The organism is Geoanaerobacter pelophilus, assembly GCF_018476885.1.
In the GTDB taxonomy this organism is placed as follows: domain Bacteria; phylum Desulfobacterota; class Desulfuromonadia; order Geobacterales; family DSM-12255; genus Geoanaerobacter; species Geoanaerobacter pelophilus.
Genome location: NZ_JAHCVJ010000004.1, coordinates 263,621 through 279,431, shown reverse-complemented (window position 1 = coordinate 279,431; position 15,811 = coordinate 263,621). Strand labels below are relative to the sequence as shown.

10 protein-coding genes and 3 tRNA genes are annotated in these 15,811 nt (G+C 50.6%); 10 read left to right on the top strand and 3 right to left on the bottom strand.

Annotation, left to right across the window (positions count from 1 at the left end):
* Window positions 1–5: 5 nt before the first annotated feature.
* Window positions 6–554, bottom strand: a complete 549-nt coding sequence (thpR, locus tag KI809_RS11720; protein ID WP_214171741.1) for an RNA 2',3'-cyclic phosphodiesterase — start codon at window positions 552–554, stop codon at window positions 6–8.
* 8 nt (window positions 555–562) lie between these two features.
* A complete protein-coding gene (locus KI809_RS11715) occupies window positions 563–1,621 on the bottom strand; it encodes a CapA family protein (protein WP_246559365.1) in 1,059 nt (352 codons plus the stop codon).
* Between the two features lie 84 nt (window positions 1,622–1,705).
* Between KI809_RS11715 and serS the strand changes: the two genes are divergently transcribed.
* From serS to KI809_RS11680, 7 genes are all read left to right on the top strand, one after another.
* On the top strand, window positions 1,706–2,974 hold the full coding sequence (gene serS, locus KI809_RS11710; RefSeq protein WP_214171740.1) for a serine--tRNA ligase: 1,269 nt from the start codon (window positions 1,706–1,708) through the stop codon (window positions 2,972–2,974).
* 154 nt (window positions 2,975–3,128) lie between these two features.
* A tRNA-Ser gene (locus KI809_RS11705) sits at window positions 3,129–3,214 on the top strand.
* Between the two features lie 24 nt (window positions 3,215–3,238).
* Window positions 3,239–3,331: transfer RNA gene (locus KI809_RS11700), tRNA-Ser, on the top strand.
* 35 nt (window positions 3,332–3,366) lie between these two features.
* Complete coding sequence (locus KI809_RS11695) at window positions 3,367–3,861, top strand: DUF2155 domain-containing protein (RefSeq protein ID WP_214171739.1); 495 nt, start codon at window positions 3,367–3,369, stop codon at window positions 3,859–3,861.
* Window positions 3,862–3,877: 16 nt separating this feature from the next.
* A tRNA-Arg gene (locus KI809_RS11690) sits at window positions 3,878–3,954 on the top strand.
* A gap of 296 nt (window positions 3,955–4,250) precedes the next feature.
* Window positions 4,251–4,655, top strand: a complete 405-nt coding sequence (locus KI809_RS11685; protein ID WP_214171738.1) for a PilZ domain-containing protein — start codon at window positions 4,251–4,253, stop codon at window positions 4,653–4,655.
* A 495-nt stretch (window positions 4,656–5,150) separates the two neighbouring features.
* Window positions 5,151–6,005 carry a GGDEF domain-containing protein gene (locus KI809_RS11680; RefSeq protein ID WP_214171737.1) on the top strand — a complete coding sequence of 285 codons (855 nt, stop codon included), beginning with the start codon at window positions 5,151–5,153 and terminating at the stop codon, window positions 6,003–6,005.
* 110 nt (window positions 6,006–6,115) lie between these two features.
* Here KI809_RS11680 and KI809_RS11675 read toward each other — a convergent pair whose 3' ends face one another.
* Window positions 6,116–8,227 carry a methyl-accepting chemotaxis protein gene (locus KI809_RS11675; RefSeq protein WP_214171736.1) on the bottom strand — a complete coding sequence of 704 codons (2,112 nt, stop codon included), beginning with the start codon at window positions 8,225–8,227 and terminating at the stop codon, window positions 6,116–6,118.
* A 326-nt stretch (window positions 8,228–8,553) separates the two neighbouring features.
* Between KI809_RS11675 and KI809_RS11670 the strand changes: the two genes are divergently transcribed.
* The 3 genes from KI809_RS11670 (at window position 8,554) to KI809_RS11660 (ending at window position 15,807) form a co-directional block, all read left to right on the top strand.
* Window positions 8,554–11,010 (top strand): response regulator, encoded by a 2,457-nt coding sequence (locus tag KI809_RS11670; RefSeq protein WP_214171735.1) that lies wholly within the window; start codon window positions 8,554–8,556, stop codon window positions 11,008–11,010.
* 521 nt (window positions 11,011–11,531) lie between these two features.
* The gene (locus KI809_RS11665) at window positions 11,532–15,068 is read left to right on the top strand and encodes a hypothetical protein (protein ID WP_214171734.1); all 3,537 of its coding nucleotides are present in this window, start codon (window positions 11,532–11,534) and stop codon (window positions 15,066–15,068) included.
* A gap of 79 nt (window positions 15,069–15,147) precedes the next feature.
* Window positions 15,148–15,807: a DUF1318 domain-containing protein gene (locus KI809_RS11660; RefSeq protein ID WP_214171733.1), complete on the top strand. Its 660-nt coding sequence runs from the start codon at window positions 15,148–15,150 to the stop codon at window positions 15,805–15,807.
* Window positions 15,808–15,811 lie beyond the last annotated feature (4 nt).

Here is a 15,811-nt window from a genome sequence, read left to right as displayed (position 1 = left end):
CTCTGTTATGCCGAGCGAGTTGGCAGGGGGAAGCTGTTCAGGCGCTGATGGACTGCACCTTTTGGCAAAAGGGTACTGGCATATAAATGGAAACTATTTACTGCGCACATTGCGGACCTGAAAAGCGAGTGCCTTGCTGCAAAAGACTTTACCTCGGCAATCGACGCGTCTTTCAGTCGGGCTATGGTAATGTGCGGGGAAAATGGTCGCTGGTCAGCAGCAAAACCGGCGGTAACACATGCCGCTTCAACCTCTCTTTGCAGGGCCATTAAATCCGGGCAGCGGTCAATGCCGATCCAGAGAATGCGGGGTGGTCCATGATGCGGAAAATGCCCGAGTGCTTTCAGGGTAAAAGTGAAAGCATCGCTGTTTATGGCCGCCAGGTTTTGTGACAGCTGCTGGTACTGCTCGTTGTCGGCATCCCCAACAAAACGGAGGGTAAGGTGAAGCTGCTCCTCAGGTACCCATTTGAACCCCAGGGTCTCCTCCTGCAAGCGGCAGATAGTGCGTCTGACCTCTTCGGGAAGGTCAATTGCCACAAATAAACGGCCCATATTGCCTCTCAATGTCTGGCAAAGCTCATTTGTGGAGTGATGTCGGCAAGCACGAACTTTCCACCACTTTCGGTAAAAACCGCGTTCATCCCTTTTGATAAGCTGTTGAGCCGCGCAATCAGTCTTTTCCCCTGCCCTCCGGTAAGCACAACGGGCTGATACTTTATCTCACGGTTCAGCACGTTCAGGGGCACAACTTCAACGCTGCTTACTCCTTGGTCCAGGGTGATTCTGGCAATAATGCTGCGGTCACTTGTAGGGCTGCTGCTGCCAAAGGTAAAGTTGCCGAGACTGTAGAAAATCACGCCATTGCGGTACCTCTCAACACCCTGCAGAACGTGCGGATGATGGCCCAGTACCACGTCAGCACCCGAATCAATAGCCAGCCTGGCTATTTTTACCTGGTATGGCTTTGGAGCTGCGGCAAGCTCTTGCCCCCAGTGAAACGATACCACAACATGATCGGCTTTTCTCCTGGCTGCCTTTATATCCTCTGCCACCAGGTGTGCGTAGCCAGGCGCCGTGCCATGGCGGGCCTGACCAGCAAAAAAATCTTCCGGATAGGTTAGAGAGTAGGCGAGAAAAGCGATGCGTTTGCCGCTGCTTTCGACAACTGCCGGGGCTCTGGCCGAGGCGAGGTTTTCTCCGGCTCCGGCACACAGGATGCGATTTTCCTTGAGGTGCTGCTTGGTGTCAAGCAACCCTTGGCTGCCATAGTCGAGTATGTGGTTGTTAGCGAGTGTTACTATCGAGAAACCGGCGTCACGAAGGGCGCCGGCAGCTTCAGGCGGCGCCCGGAACCGGAACCGCTTATCGGTGAACTCGGTGCCTCGGCGGGTTATCGGTGCTTCAAGATTGCCGATTACGATATGGCTGTCTTTAAGAATGGCCCTGGTTGCTGCAAAGGGGAACGCGTAGCCGAGTTTTTGGAGTGTGGGGCGGGCACTGCCGTCCAGCATGATGTCGCCGACAGCGGAGAGGGTAATTTCGCCTCCGGTTGCCTGGAGTGGGGACAAAAAATACAAGGACAGCATTATAGCGATGAAGACGAGCTGCAGCTGTGGCATAAATGTACCAAAATTCGTTGACTTGTGTAACTGCGGATGCTATGAAATACAACTTCGTTCGACCCTTTGTAAAGGAAATTCCCTATGCTGGATGCACGGTTTATCAGAGAAAATCTGGAATTAGTCGAGTCTCGCTTAAAAAGCCGCGGGACAGGTGTTGATCTTGATGGCTTCAGACAGCTTGATACCCGCCGTCGCGAGCTGATGCAGGAGTCTGAGTCGCTCAAGGCTTTGCGCAACAAGGCTTCCGACGAGATCAGCAAGGTCAAGGACAAAAGCCTTGTGCAGGACCGCATCGCCGAAATGCGTGACGTCTCTCAGAAAATCAAGGCGCTTGACGAGGAGCTGCGCGGCATCGACGAGGAATTCGATAATTTCCTCCTGACAGTGCCGAACATTCCCCACCAGTCGGTGCATGTCGGAGCTTCCGAAGCCGATAATATTGAAATCCGCAAGTGGGGTGAACGACCTGAGTTTGCCTTCGCGCCAAAACCTCACTGGGAGCTGGGCGAAGCGCTCGGTATTCTCGATTTCGAGCGGGGCGCAAAGCTTACCGGTGCGAGATTCACTCTGTACCGCGGAGCTGGAGCCCGGCTTGAACGAGCGCTGATAAACTTCATGCTCGACCTCCACACCGACAGGCATGGTTACCAGGAAGTGCTTCCGCCGTTCATGGTCAACAAAGAAAGCATGACCGCTACCGGGCAGCTGCCGAAATTTGAAGATGACCTGTTTCGCATCGATGGTCTCGACTATTATCTAATTCCTACAGCAGAGGTCCCGGTTACCAATATTCACCGGGGGGAAATTCTGCGTGGTGCAGACCTGCCACTGTTGTATACCGCCTATACTCCATGCTTCAGGAAAGAGGCCGGATCGTACGGCAAGGATACGCGGGGGCTGATCCGCCAGCACCAGTTCAATAAGGTCGAACTGGTCAAATTCACCCGGCCGGCTGATTCCTACGTGGAACTGGACGCGCTGCTGGCCAATGCGGAAGAGGTGCTGCGCAGATTGGGTCTTCATTACCGGGTTGTAGAGCTCTGTACCGGCGATATCGGGTTCTCTGCTGCGAAAACGTATGACATTGAAGTATGGCTGCCGGGACAGGACACTTTCCGCGAAATATCTTCCTGCAGCAATTTTGAAGATTTCCAGGCGCGCCGGGGGGGCATCAGGTTCCGGGAGGACGAAAAGTCGAAGCCGGAATTCGTTCATACCCTCAATGGCTCTGGGCTGGCAGTTGGTAGAACCCTGGTCGCAATTCTCGAGAACTTTCAGGAGCCGGATGGTTCTGTTGCTGTGCCGGATGTCCTCAGACCTTATATGGGCGGGATGGACAGGATAAGATAGCCAGTTGATTCTCTTTTGCTAACGCCATGTCTCCTAAAGGAAATTTTTGGATTGCAAATCGAGAATAGAAGTGTTACATGTGACTTTCGCATTGAGCTCAGATAGTTATCTGCTGTTGCTGTAGGTGTGGCACACGGGTAATTCTGGCAAATACGGAGGGATGGCCGAGTGGCTTAAGGCGGCGGTCTTGAAAACCGTTGAACGAAAGTTCCGTGGGTTCAAATCCTACTCCCTCCGCCAATTTAGATTGTGCAGCAAGATTATGGAGAGATGGCCGAGTAGGTCGAAGGCGCTCGCCTGCTAAGCGAGTATACTGGGAAACCGGTATCGAGGGTTCGAATCCCTCTCTCTCCGCCAGTCTAAAAGTAGATGGACGGTAATTTGTGGAGGAAATGTTGAGGTCTTCAGCAAGATTATTGCTCTGTGCATTCATTGGCGGGGTAGTTGCCCTAACCGGCTGCAGTAAGCAGGAAGATAAAAAAACCGCAGCCCCGTCCGAGCCATCAGGTCAGGTTATTTCTCGGAAGGAAACCACTGTGGCGGTTCCCGATATGGTGAAAGGGAAGTGGAAGGCAGTAAAAATAGGGATTACTAACAAGAAGACCAATAAAGAATTAGATTATCAAATAGATATCGGCTCAACGTTCACCATTCCCAATTCGAACCTGAGCATTACCGTTGAAAGCTTTTTGCCCCATTTTACGATGGAAGGCACAACGCTGACATCGCAAACAAATGAGCCGAAAAACCCGGCCGCACAGGTCAGAATCATGGAAGGCGGCAAAGAGATCTTCAAGGGCTGGCTTTTTGCTCTTTACCCAACTACTCATGCTTTTCAGCATCCGGTATATGGATTTTCCCTGGTAGATTTTGTACCTGTAAACTGAAAAAAATAATTAATTTGCGCCCGTAGCTCAGCTGGATAGAGCACAAGACTACGAATCTTGGGGCCGGGAGTTCGAATCTCTCCGGGCGCGCCATAAAAACAAGGGGGGTAGACGACATCGTCTACCCCCCTTGTCTTTAGAATAATAGCCACGCGGCTTCCCGTTTCGCCTCGCTATCTGCAGGACTACAATTTGGGAAGTGAGTCCTGTAGCAGAGTTTTTGGTTTTCCTCGAAGAGCGGGTAAATCATCACGTTGAAAATTACTTGTATCGGCCTCTATCTCAGCTATGGCAGGTTATAGCGAGAGAATTTATCTTACGTTGCATGAAACATATTCCCTGGTATGCTTCAATGCAAGTTAGCGTTACCTAAGGTTTTGGTGGCGGAGATGAAAGAGGATAGGAAACACCCAAGAATTGATTGCGAAGAGTATTGCATGCTTAACATGAGCGGCTGGTATTACCCGGCGACTGTTAAGAATGTTTCTCTTGAAGGGGCACTTGTCACCTCATCAAAGCTATTGACGAGTTTAAATGCCGGGGATACGTGCACCATTCTTGTCGGTGAAGGTTCTTATTCTTATTGCGAGTGTTCGTGTAAAGTAGTTCGTGTCGAGGGGCATGATGTTGCTCTAAAAATATTTCATGGATCCAGTGAGAACCCTTTCACCGATATCCTTGCTAAATTCAGTAATACTTCAAAGAAGAAAAGAAGATTGGATAATGTCGGCAAGGAAATAGACATACAATCTGAGGGAACGCTTTCGTCATCTAGTTTGCGGTTGCGGATGTAGCCCGCTGTTTTGCATTAGACCCCTGGAAAACTTTTGTTCTCGCCCTGAGCCACGCAAGCCACTGTATGGTAACAAGAAGTTTCTCTAAACCAAGGAAAAATTACGAGTAATCTGCTAATTGGCTAATTTTTGAGGAATTGCAGGGTTCTGCTTTCGTTAAGACTGAAGCAGAATAAAAATTGAGGGGTTAGGCAGCGATGTCTAGCCCTTTTTGTTTTAGTGTCACGCGGATTGAGTAACGTCAACCTGTAACGTGCATATCTGTTGTCCGGCATTTTCTGCGCCATTTTCTCAGCATCCGCTGAAATGACTGTAATTGCTCGTAGCAAAATCTGCTGCATTGGTGATGCACATCACGGCAGGTATTAATCAGAGAAGCATTTCACGGCTGCTTTTGTCTGGTTAATTAATAAGCCCAGTAATTGAGGGTAGTTGAGAGGTGAGTTCGGTTGCAGGCATGCTATATGCTGATAGTGCAGTAAGGTGAGGTGCTTTATGCGCGCAAAGAAATGTATTGTTATTGAATGCTTATATTTCCTTGAAAGCTTGAACTCAGGGAAATTGCTCGCGCTGGGTATGGTACTGACCATTATCATAGGAATTGCAGATAACCTAATCGGGAATTCCTTCTCCCTTTCCTTGTTCTACCTCATTCCCATAAGTCTTTTCGCCTGGTATGTCTCAATTAATGCCGCTCTCACGTTGTCGTCACTCTGTGCCTTTATCTGGGCAACATCGAACAATGTCATGGGCTTTGCCCCGCTGGTATCCAACATCTTAACCAACTTAGGGTTTTACTGGCTGTTCTCAGTGATAATTCACAAATCAAGAGTTATGTATGAGCACGAGAAGTTCTTGTCCCGCACCGATCATTTGACCGGTCTGCTGAACAGCCGCTCATTCTACGATGTTGCCCAGAATTACCTATGCATCATGAAGCGGCGGCAAGCTCCGTTTGCCTTAGCTTTTCTCGATCTGGACAACTTCAAGACGATTAATGATGAATACGGTCATGATGTTGGTGATACCGTTCTCAAGGATTTTGCCGACTCAATAATGGCAACGATCCGCAATACCGACAAAGCAGCACGTTTGGGCGGAGATGAATTCGTGATTTTTTTCCCCGATACTACCTCTGAATCAATTTCTCTCATTATGAATAAAATCATTGATGCCGCAGCTCAAAGGATGCAAGCGTTCAATTATGATCTTTCATTCAGTGCCGGGGTTGTCTGCTGTTTGGAGTCCAAACAATCTCTGGACGAACTGATCACTGCGGCAGACAAACTGATGTATGAGGTTAAAAACTGCGGAAAAGGCTCATTTCGGTACAAGGAAATTAGTCCCTAAAAATCGCACGAGGAAGCATTAGGGCATGATTACTACGGAGGCATATCGTCATGCGCGAAGAGCGGGCTGTAATAGCAAGAAGCCCACTTCTTCACGCATTCTTTAGGTTATTAAAACTTCTCGAATTCGTTGTCAATTTTATCGCTTATACTCAAATCTATACCAAACCCCTCGGCATTTACCGCTTTTTTCAAGAGAACTGCGTTGCCTCCGTAACCATTGGCCTTGGCGTGGGTCAGGTTTTTGATCTTCTGGTTCGGTTTTTTCGGTTTAGCTCCTTTGCTGAGGGTATCATTGGTCGTAGCTCTGGCCGCTGACTGGTCAATCCTGAAGAAAGCAATACTCTCCTGGAGCTGTTCAGCTTGGCTGGAAAGCTCTTCAGCGGTTGAGGCAATCTCTTCGGAAACCGAGGCGTTCTGCTGAATAACCTGATCCAATTGCTGAATTGACTTGTTGATTTGCTCTGCGCCAGTATCCTGTTCCCTGCTGGCAGCGGTAATCTCCTGTACCAATCCGGCAGTTTTCTGGATATCAGGAACCATCATCACCAGCATCTCGCCGGCCCGTTCGGCAACCTTAAGGCTGGATGCCGAGAGCTCGGAAATTTCACCAGCCGCAGCCTGGCTTCGCTCGGCCAATTTCCTGACTTCAGAGGCAACAACTGCAAAGCCTTTTCCATGCTCCCCGGCTCGTGCCGCCTCAATAGCGGCGTTCAGTGCCAGCATGTTGGTCTGCCGAGCAATTTCTTCGATTATTGAAATCTTGTCTGCGATCTCCTTCATAGCGATGACGGTTTGTTCAACGGATTTACCCCCTTCAATGGCGTCATCAGCGGACTTAGTGGCAATTTTTTCTGTCTGAAGGGCATTGTCTGCGTTTTGGCGAATATTTGAGGCCATTTCCTCCATGCTTGATGACGCTTCTTCGGCTGCCGCAGCCTGTTCGCTGGCCCCCTGGGACATTTGTTCGGAACTGGCTGAAAGCTGCTGGCTGCCTGCAGCAACATTATCGGCGGCAATCTTGACATTAGCCATCACTTCAGAAAGCTTGCTTGTCATTGCGGCCAGGGAGTTCATGAGATCATCCTGAGCCGAACGTTCCTGCACTTCTACCATCAGGTTGCCGTTTGCTATTTCTTTAGCCACATTTGAGATAACGTTCATTGCATCGATCAGCATATTTAAATTGATTTTTATCTCGTTGAAATCACCGTTGTAGTTATCGACGATTTTGCCGGGGATATCGCCCTGGGCTATTCGCTCAACATACTCAGCCGCGATGTTGAGCGGTCCGATTACCGCATCAAGAGTCTTGTTGATCCCGTCGACAATATGGGCAAATTCACCGTGATGTTTCGAAGCGTCGGCCCTGGTATCGAGCTTGCCGTTTACCGCAGCTACGGAAAGTACGTCAATATCCTTCATGATAGATTTGAGGCTTTCCACCATATTCTGCATGGAGCTAAGCAACTGACCGGTTTCATCATGCGAATCGATCTTGACCGAAACGCTTAAATCGCCGGCAGCTATGCTTTCTGCCAGAGTGACGGCAGTGCCCACGGCGGTTTTAACCTTTCTGGCGACATAAAAGGCAAAACAAAAGATCAGAACGGCACCAACTGTCGCGCCGATAATAATCCGCCATTTCATCCTGGCCATTTCGGTCTGGACATCATCCACGTAGATGCCACTGCCGATGACCCAGTTCCAATCCTTAACCAATTTAACGTATGAAACCTTGGAAACCGGTTTGCTCGAGCCTTCTTTAGGCCACATATAGTCGATCTGGCCCTCGCCCTTGTCCTTTGCCAACGCGGCCATCTCTACAAAAAGCCTCTTTCCGTTGGGGTCCTTGGTGTCTGCCAGGCTTTTGCCGTCCATTTCCGGCTTGATTGGATGCATAACCATTTTCGGCTCAAGGTCGTTAATCCAGAAATACTCGCTGCCCTTGTACCGCAGGGCCTTAATAGCGTTGAGCGCCGCCTTTTGCGCATCTCCGACTTTAAGTTCTCCGCTCTTCACCTTAGCCTGATATCCTTCTATGGTCTTGTAGGCTACTTCAACTACATTCCGGGTGGCATCGATCTTTTCCGCCATCATGTTTTTTTCTACAAGAGGCAGAAAATAAAAGAGAATTCCGGACATGAAAAGCACAATGGTGACAATAGAAATACTGAGTATTTTGGAAAGGATTTTCCAGTTTTTGAATCTGAGCTGTTCCATTTATTGCCTCCATGATTTGTATGCGCTAGTAGCCAATGAATAGCAGCTACCTATTTATCTAAAGTTTTAACTCTTAATCGGTATTTGATTTGCCGTCTTTAATGGTTGTAAGTTAATGTAAGAAAGTGTGTGAAAGCTGATATTTGGTCAAAGGGCGCCAGTTAAGGGCGTTGCGATGGTTGACTTGGTTTAAGTTTAGGGTGCTGGTGTCGATTACAAAGAAAACCTTGGAGTATGTGGATAGATGAATCTTGTCCGCTAATTGGTACTTGCGGCAATTCTGAGCAGTTCCAAGCTCCTGGCTGATGATTTTATGAGGAGATTTAATGACATTGAAAAAGTATCTCAGCCTTCGTAACTGGAACGTCTTCTCGAAAATTCTCAGTGTATCGCTCGTTATTTTGGCCACTTGCATATGCGCTGTTTATTTCTTCCTGATCCCTGTTTATGAAAAACAACTGTTGCGTGAAAGAATGGATGCGGCAAAAAGACTTGTCGAGGTCGCTACCTCCGTTATGGCTCGACAGGACAAGCTGGCTGAGCAGGGAGAACAGAGTAAAGAAAAGGCGCAACACGCATCGCTCCAGGAACTCCGCAATCTCAGGTATGGAGAAAATGACTATTTCTGGGTTCATGACCTTGAGCCGAAAATGATAATGCATCCCACTCACCCTGAACTTGAAAATCACCCTCTGGCAAATCATCTGGATGCTTCAGGCCAGAGAGTGTTTGTCAAAATGAATGAACTTGTGGGGGCTCAAGGGGAAGGTTTTGTTGCTTATCAGTGGCCGCGCCCCAACAGCACGGTCCCGATACCCAAGATGTCGCGTATCCAGCTGTTTAAGCCGTGGGGATGGGTGATTGGAACCGGCATCTACATAGAAGATGTGCATACCAAGGCAACAACCATTCGCCATCAGGTAATTGAAATTGGGCTAATACTTGCCGGCCTCATTATTCTTTATTCCCTGTATGCTGCCAGAAGGATCAATCGACCACTACAACAAGCCTTGCAGATTGCTTGCAATTTGGCAGACGACCGGCCAGACATGGCAAAGCTCGAAGCAGTTGGCAATGATGAAACTCGCCGCCTGTTACAGGTAATGAAGGATCTGATCGTTGATATCAAGGAAGCGCGAAACTCGGCAGAATCGGCCAATCGCGCCAAAAGCGAATTTCTCGCCAATATGAGCCATGAGATTCGTACCCCAATGAATGGCGTTATCGGGATGACCGGTCTTTTGCTGGATACGGATCTTAATGATGAACAACGCGAATATGCGGAAATTGTCAGAAAAAGTGGGGAAAATCTCTTAGTACTGATCGACGACATCTTGGATTTCTCGAAAAACGAGGCAGGCAAACTGGAGTTGGAATCTATCGACTTTGATCTGCGGGCAACACTTGAAGATACTGCCGATTTACTGGCTGTCCGCGCTTCAGAAGCGGGAATAGAACTTGTCTGCCAGATAGACCCAACAGTCCCTTCGTTGCTAAAGGGTGACCCTGGCAGGGTGCGGCAGATTATTCTCAACCTTGCCGGTAATGGTATCAAGTTCACTCATAGCGGCGATGTCCTTATCAATGCCTCGCTGGATTCAGAAGACAGTAGATCTGCCGTTATCCGTTTTAGGGTCAGCGATACCGGAATAGGTATCCCAGAGTCCAGGCTCGAGGCCATTTTCAGTCCATTTACCCAGGTTGACGGTACAACCACACGAAAATACGGTGGCACCGGACTTGGACTCTCTATCTGTAAGCAGCTTGCCGAGATGATGGGTGGAGAGATCGGCGTGGAGAGTGTTGAGGGTAAAGGATCAAGTTTTTGGTTCACCTCCCGCTTTGAAAAACAGGCTGAAGCCGCGGATCGCTTCCTGAACGCAGCTGCTGATATAGCGGGGACACGGATACTGGTAGTGGATGACAATGCCACCAACCTGAAGCTGATGGACGTTTTGCTGAAGCATTGGGGGTGCCACTGCGTAACGATAGGGGATGGGAATGCTGCATTAACTCTGATGAGCGATGCTGTCGAGCAGGGCAGTCCTTTCCACATAGCGCTGCTCGACCAGCAGATGCCTCTAATGGATGGGGTGGAGCTTGGCCGCCGCATCAAATCAGATCCATTATTGCAGAATACGATCCTGATAATGGTGACATCGCTCGGTCAGCGCGGCGAGGCAGCTATGTTGAACGAGATTGGCTTTGCCGGCTATCTGTCGAAGCCAGTGCGTCAATTGCATCTTCGTGATAGCCTGCGTTCGGCTCTCGGGCGCGCTTTCGCAGAAGGCTCCTGCCAGACACTAGTTGTGACTAAGGATCCAAGGGCAGAAACGACTTTACTCTGTTCTCTGATTCTTCTTGTGGAAGATAATTTAGTGAACCAAAAAGTCGCCCAAAGTTTACTGAACAAACTCGGCTACGCTTCGGATGCTGTAAAAAACGGGCTGGAGGCAATCAAAGCTTTGGAGTTGAGGCATTATGACCTGGTGCTGATGGATTGTCTTATGCCAGAACTGGACGGCTATGAGGCGACTGGCATGATACGGGATGGGAACTCGAAGGTGAAGGATCACGCCGTGCCGATCATTGCCATGACCGCAAGCGCGATGACTGGTGATCGTGAAAAGTGCTTGTTCGCGGGCATGAATGACTATCTGGCAAAACCGGTCAATAAAGATGAATTGCGCCAGGTGCTCGAGAAATGGATCAAGAAGGGCAATCTCCCACTTAATCAGGTAATTCCCGGAGAAACTGAGGTGTTTGCGCGAGCAATTCTGTGAATTACAGTCCGGATAATTGGCCCTGAGCGCAATGACGGGTGATTTACAGGTTGGAATTGTGAAGGTTAAAGTCATGCTCCATACAGAAGTTATCAACTACTTACACTTTATTACAACCCCGCTCTGTCTGTTAGTATTTTGACGCAATTGCATACAATTCCGAATATGTATTGACACGGAATAACAGCAAGTTACAGGCGCCGCCTATTCTCTGAGCAAGTCGGAAAAGCCCCGAGAGTTACGGCACCTTTTTGGGTATTATCCACAGGTAACCGTGAGTTATCAACAGCAGTCGTGGAAAGCGCTCTCAAAGTCAATTTAATGATAAAAGGTAGTGCTTGCTTACAGCTCTTAGCGGTGGCAAATCTCATTCATATTGCTTGCGCAATATGGGGTGGAAGCTGAGCGACTCGTACTGATACGCCGCCCAGGTATGACGGTCGAGTGACTGTTGCTAACCAGGGCATTGTAAAAAGTAAGTTTCCCGGATAAAGTTTCTCTATGGACAAGGGGGAACGGTCATGACCGGGGCGGTGCCGAAGGCAAACAAAATATATTTTGCCTGCAAGGTGCTGTCTGGTTTGGTGTTGACTCTGTTTGTCCTTGTTCTATGTGCTGTCGTCACCACAAAAACCTACCTGGCTTCACCTGCCGCTGCCGCCAGGATCTCTTCTCTGCTAACCAATAAGCTTGCTCTTCCCACCCAAATTGTCGGCATCCAGCTGCGCGGTGATACCCTGATGCTCACCGGCGTCAGGGTCGGCAACCCTGTCGGCCATACAGGGTCGCCGCTTCTGACGATCAATACCCTTTCGATCTCACCCGGCTGGACTCAGCTTTTGCGTGGCCGGCGCGCCCTTGGAACATTTACCGTAGATGGGATAAAGCTTAACCTGCAAAAACAGGCTGATGGCGGGTGGAATATTGATCCTATCCGCAAACGCTTCAGTGGTGGCAAAGGTGCAACCGAGTTGTCGATAAAAGACCTGAAAATCAATAACGGAGATTTCCTGGTCAACGGCAAAGGGATCACGGGGCTATCGTTCAGGCTGAAAAACCTTGCGACCAAAGGATCGGCTGATTCCAGCGCTTCCCTGGCCTTTGATGATGCCGCCGGCAACCGCTATCTGGGTGAAGGAAGTTTTCGCTTGGGCAACGCCCCGCGGCTGGATTTTTCGTTATCTGCGCCGTCTCTTAACCTTGATCACTATGTCGGAGCGTTAAACACAGGCGGATTTCGCTGCAGCGGCGGTAACGGCAAGCTGCAGGTGAAACTTGGCCTGCAGCATGGCGTGGTGCAGGCCAATGCCGCTGCTGCATTCAGTCACCTGAAGGTTAGGAACCGTGAGGGAAGGGAAGGGAAGTTTTCCGGCACCATGACAGTAGCTGCCGCTTATAATATCAAGGGCGACAGCTGCAGGCTGGAAAATATCACCTGCAAAATAGACGAGATGCTGTCGCTGCGTGCTAGTGGTAGGCTTGACAGCCTGAAGAGCGGCATGCAATTCAATCTTGATCTAGGGATCGACAAGGTTGACCTGAACGGGTTTGCAGGGATTCTCCCCGGAATGGGCCGGGGGGGTACCACCCTGGGAGGAATGGTCAAATCCGAAAAGATCAAGCTGGCAGGAGGGGTTAAGACCGGCGTTACCGCATTGAGCGGCAGCCTGCTGATGCGCGACCTGAGGCTCACTAGGGGCAACAGAAACCTGGTGAGCGGGGTCAATGGCGACATCGTACTGGCGGCTCTCGCAGATGGTTTTGCCGCAAGGGGCAAACTGTTACAGGAGAATAGCAGAGAGAACACAGTGCTGGAAACGGTCAACGCACCTTTTACGATTCAGTTCTCCCGCAGTATGAAGCCGCAATTGGTTGCGTTGCCGAAGGTGTCGGCACGGGTCTTAGGGATCTCGCTGCAAGGTGGAGGAAGTTTCCGGCCGCTGGATAAGGAGCCGTTGGCAGTTACGCTGCAGCTGCCTGAAACCAGTGTGGTTACCCTGAATGCCGCGGTTGGAGCTAATGGTTCAAAACTGGAAGCGGGAACAGCAAAGGGTTCGCTGACACTATCCGGGGCCGGTTTCTCCGATTTTGCCGGCTCGGCGGCATTGCAGCTAAGGGGACTGAAGGGCCGCAAGGGGAGCGAGCCGTTTGCCGTTGCCGAAGCGATGTTGCAAAGTTCATTGAGGCGAACAGGTGGGCAATTAAGCGCTGCCGGAACCGCCAGGATTGACAAGGCTTCCTTTAAGGGTGCTGCAGCGGGGGGGCGTTTTGACTTCAGGGTAGCGGAAAATATGCTCTATGTTGAAAAGAGCGAGATGAGGTTTGGCGACTCGGTTGTCAGGGTTGCCGAGCTGGCAATTGCACTTCCCAGAAAAGGCGGAATAGCGAGGCCGGCCGGTTATCCGCTGCAACTGCAGCTGAGCGGGGCAGACATCCGGCATGGGCAAGCAGAGCTGACCGGAGTATCAGGAGTGGTGAGCGGCAGCTACTTTGCTGGCGGATCAGGCCTCGCTATTGAAGGTACTGCCGGAATCTCGGCCAGACAGGTTGTGTGGCGCGGCAAGGAGCTCGGCGCTCCGGAAGTTAAACTAACCTTCTCTCAATCTGCCTGGAACGGCATGATAGCTGGAAAGGCATTGGGAGGAACCCTTGCCGGCGGTTTTGTCCTTAACCCGCAGGCGGTCAGCGATGGGGTCAGGTTCAATCTGGCCTTGAAACAGGCAGAGCTGGTGCAAATGTCACAGTTATTGGATAAAAAGGCGAGCGCTGCACTTACCGGCGGCTATTTGGATCTTGCCGCTTCAGGCTTTGCCGGGCAGAGAGACATCAATTGTCGGCTGCAAGGTAAAGCGGTCGGGATATCCGTTGTCGGGGCTGGAGGCAAAGGTCTTCTAGAGAATGCCGGGTTGCAATTCGATAGCACAATTTCAAAGTCGAAGGTTAGTCTCGCTGACGCCCTGATCTCGGTTGGTGAGGGTGTCAGGGTGCAGCTTGGAGGCGAAATCAACGACCCGTTTGCGCCAACACGTTATGGCGAAATCATTTGTAAGCTCAACCGCACTCCTCTGGCTAAAATAGCTGACCCTCTTGCCAACTCTCTGCCACGGCTGCTGCAGGAAGCGGCACTGTCGGGAGAAATGGGCGTCGACGGTAAATTAACGTTGCGGAATGGGCAGCAACAGTTTGCCGGGGCTATCCATCTGGAGAATGCGGGAATCGACGCTGCCGCGCAACATGTAAAAATTTCAGGGATTAACGGCTTAATACCGCTTGCTGTCGATCTTGCGGCTAGAAGCAAAAGCCCACAGCAAAGGCCTGCCTTCAGGCGGGAAGAGTTTGACCAACGTCTCCGAAAGTTCATCAAACCTGTCGCTGATGCTTCAAAATTGACCGTCAGCAAGATCAGCTTTGGTCCTCTGGAACTGGGCGAGACAACGGCCTTTCTCAAGGCGGCAAACGGTGTGACCGATCTCTTGTCTCTAACATCATCGCTCAGTTCCGGCTCACTGCTCGGCACCGGCTATCTAAACCTGGCAGGAGGGGTAGCTTATGGCGGAGAGGTTACGGTCAACGGCCTGAGTCTCCAGCAGTTATGCGCGCTTTTCCCCAAAATCAAGGGGTATGTTTCTGGCCGCATCGATGGCATTGTCGAGCTTGACGGGGGTGGTGGCGGGCTTAAGGCCATGAATGGCTTCACCTATTTCCGGGCACGCGAAGGTGAGGGTGAAAAGATGCTGGTCAGCAGGGAGTTTCTGCAAAAGCTGGCCGGGAAAAATCTCCAAGGATTTTTCTTTCGTGACGATCGTCCATACGACAGGGGTGAAGTCAAAGCAGCCTTGGCCGACGGCTATCTCTCATTTGAGACCCTGGACATATCCCATACCAACTTTTTCGGCATCCGCGACTTGAGCGTCTCCGTAGCCGAAGCCCAGAACCGGATCGCACTGGAGCACCTGTTTGACTCGATCCGGCAGGCTGCCAGCCGCGGTAAAGCAGCTACCAGCAATGCCTCGCCTGCTGAACCTGCTCCGGCCACCGAGTTTAAATGGGAAGAGTAGGCTGGAAGCCGGATTTCAATCGACCAGGCTCTATGGTATAGTTGAGCTTATAGTGATTATCTTTTTCGGGGGTTACCGTATGAAAATATTAAAACTGCTGCTTGCCGGTGTTTCAGGGTTGTTGGTGTCGTGCGCAATCATAACAGTCAATGTCTATTTCCCGGAAAAAGCGGTCAAAGACGCCTATAAGTCTGTTGATGAGATGATGCTCAAGAGTGGAGGGGACAAGAGCGTGCCATTGGACAAGCAGCCGGGTGATACGAACAAACCCCCTGAGGACAAGCCGCTCAGCCGCCTCTTCAACCGAATCCCCTCGTTTTCTTTTGTTGCTGCCGCTCATGCGGCAGAAAACGTCGCCGACGACCTTGCCGTAGAACTGGCGGGCATGCCGGAAGTCTCCAAGGCATATGAGGACATGAACCGGAACCTGAAAAGACTCCATGAACTCTTTGCCAGCGGCGCTGTTGGTCTGTCCAGCCAAGGGTTGATCTCGGTGAAAGACAAGGCCAAGGTAACGCCCCAGGATGAAGCGCTGGTGAAAGGGGAGAACGAGAGCCGCAAAGTGGTGATAACCGGCATGGCAAAGGCGATACTTAAAATCAGCAAGCAGCCGGTTACCAAGGCTGCCATGGACCAGCTGCTCGGCAAATCGGCTGCCAGCTACGCCGAAACCAAACGGGACGAGGCAAAGCCGGGGTGGTGGATACAGCTGGCAAACGGTAGATGGGTGCAGAAGTAACCAC

Bases quoted from the DNA above. Each gene is read 5' to 3' on its own strand.
- KI809_RS11665 (WP_214171734.1), top strand. From the start codon at position 11,532: ATGACCGGGGCGGTGCCGAAGGCAAACAAAATATATTTTGCCTGCAAG.
- KI809_RS11660 (WP_214171733.1), top strand. From the start codon at position 15,148: ATGAAAATATTAAAACTGCTGCTTGCCGGTGTTTCAGGGTTGTTGGTG.
- KI809_RS11675 (WP_214171736.1), bottom strand. From the start codon at position 8,227: ATGGAACAGCTCAGATTCAAAAACTGGAAAATCCTTTCCAAAATACTC.
- serS (WP_214171740.1), top strand. From the start codon at position 1,706: ATGCTGGATGCACGGTTTATCAGAGAAAATCTGGAATTAGTCGAGTCT.
- KI809_RS11685 (WP_214171738.1), top strand. From the start codon at position 4,251: ATGAAAGAGGATAGGAAACACCCAAGAATTGATTGCGAAGAGTATTGC.
- KI809_RS11680 (WP_214171737.1), top strand. From the start codon at position 5,151: ATGCGCGCAAAGAAATGTATTGTTATTGAATGCTTATATTTCCTTGAA.
- KI809_RS11695 (WP_214171739.1), top strand. From the start codon at position 3,367: ATGTTGAGGTCTTCAGCAAGATTATTGCTCTGTGCATTCATTGGCGGG.
- KI809_RS11670 (WP_214171735.1), top strand. From the start codon at position 8,554: ATGACATTGAAAAAGTATCTCAGCCTTCGTAACTGGAACGTCTTCTCG.
- KI809_RS11715 (WP_246559365.1), bottom strand. From the start codon at position 1,621: ATGCCACAGCTGCAGCTCGTCTTCATCGCTATAATGCTGTCCTTGTAT.
- thpR (WP_214171741.1), bottom strand. From the start codon at position 554: ATGGGCCGTTTATTTGTGGCAATTGACCTTCCCGAAGAGGTCAGACGC.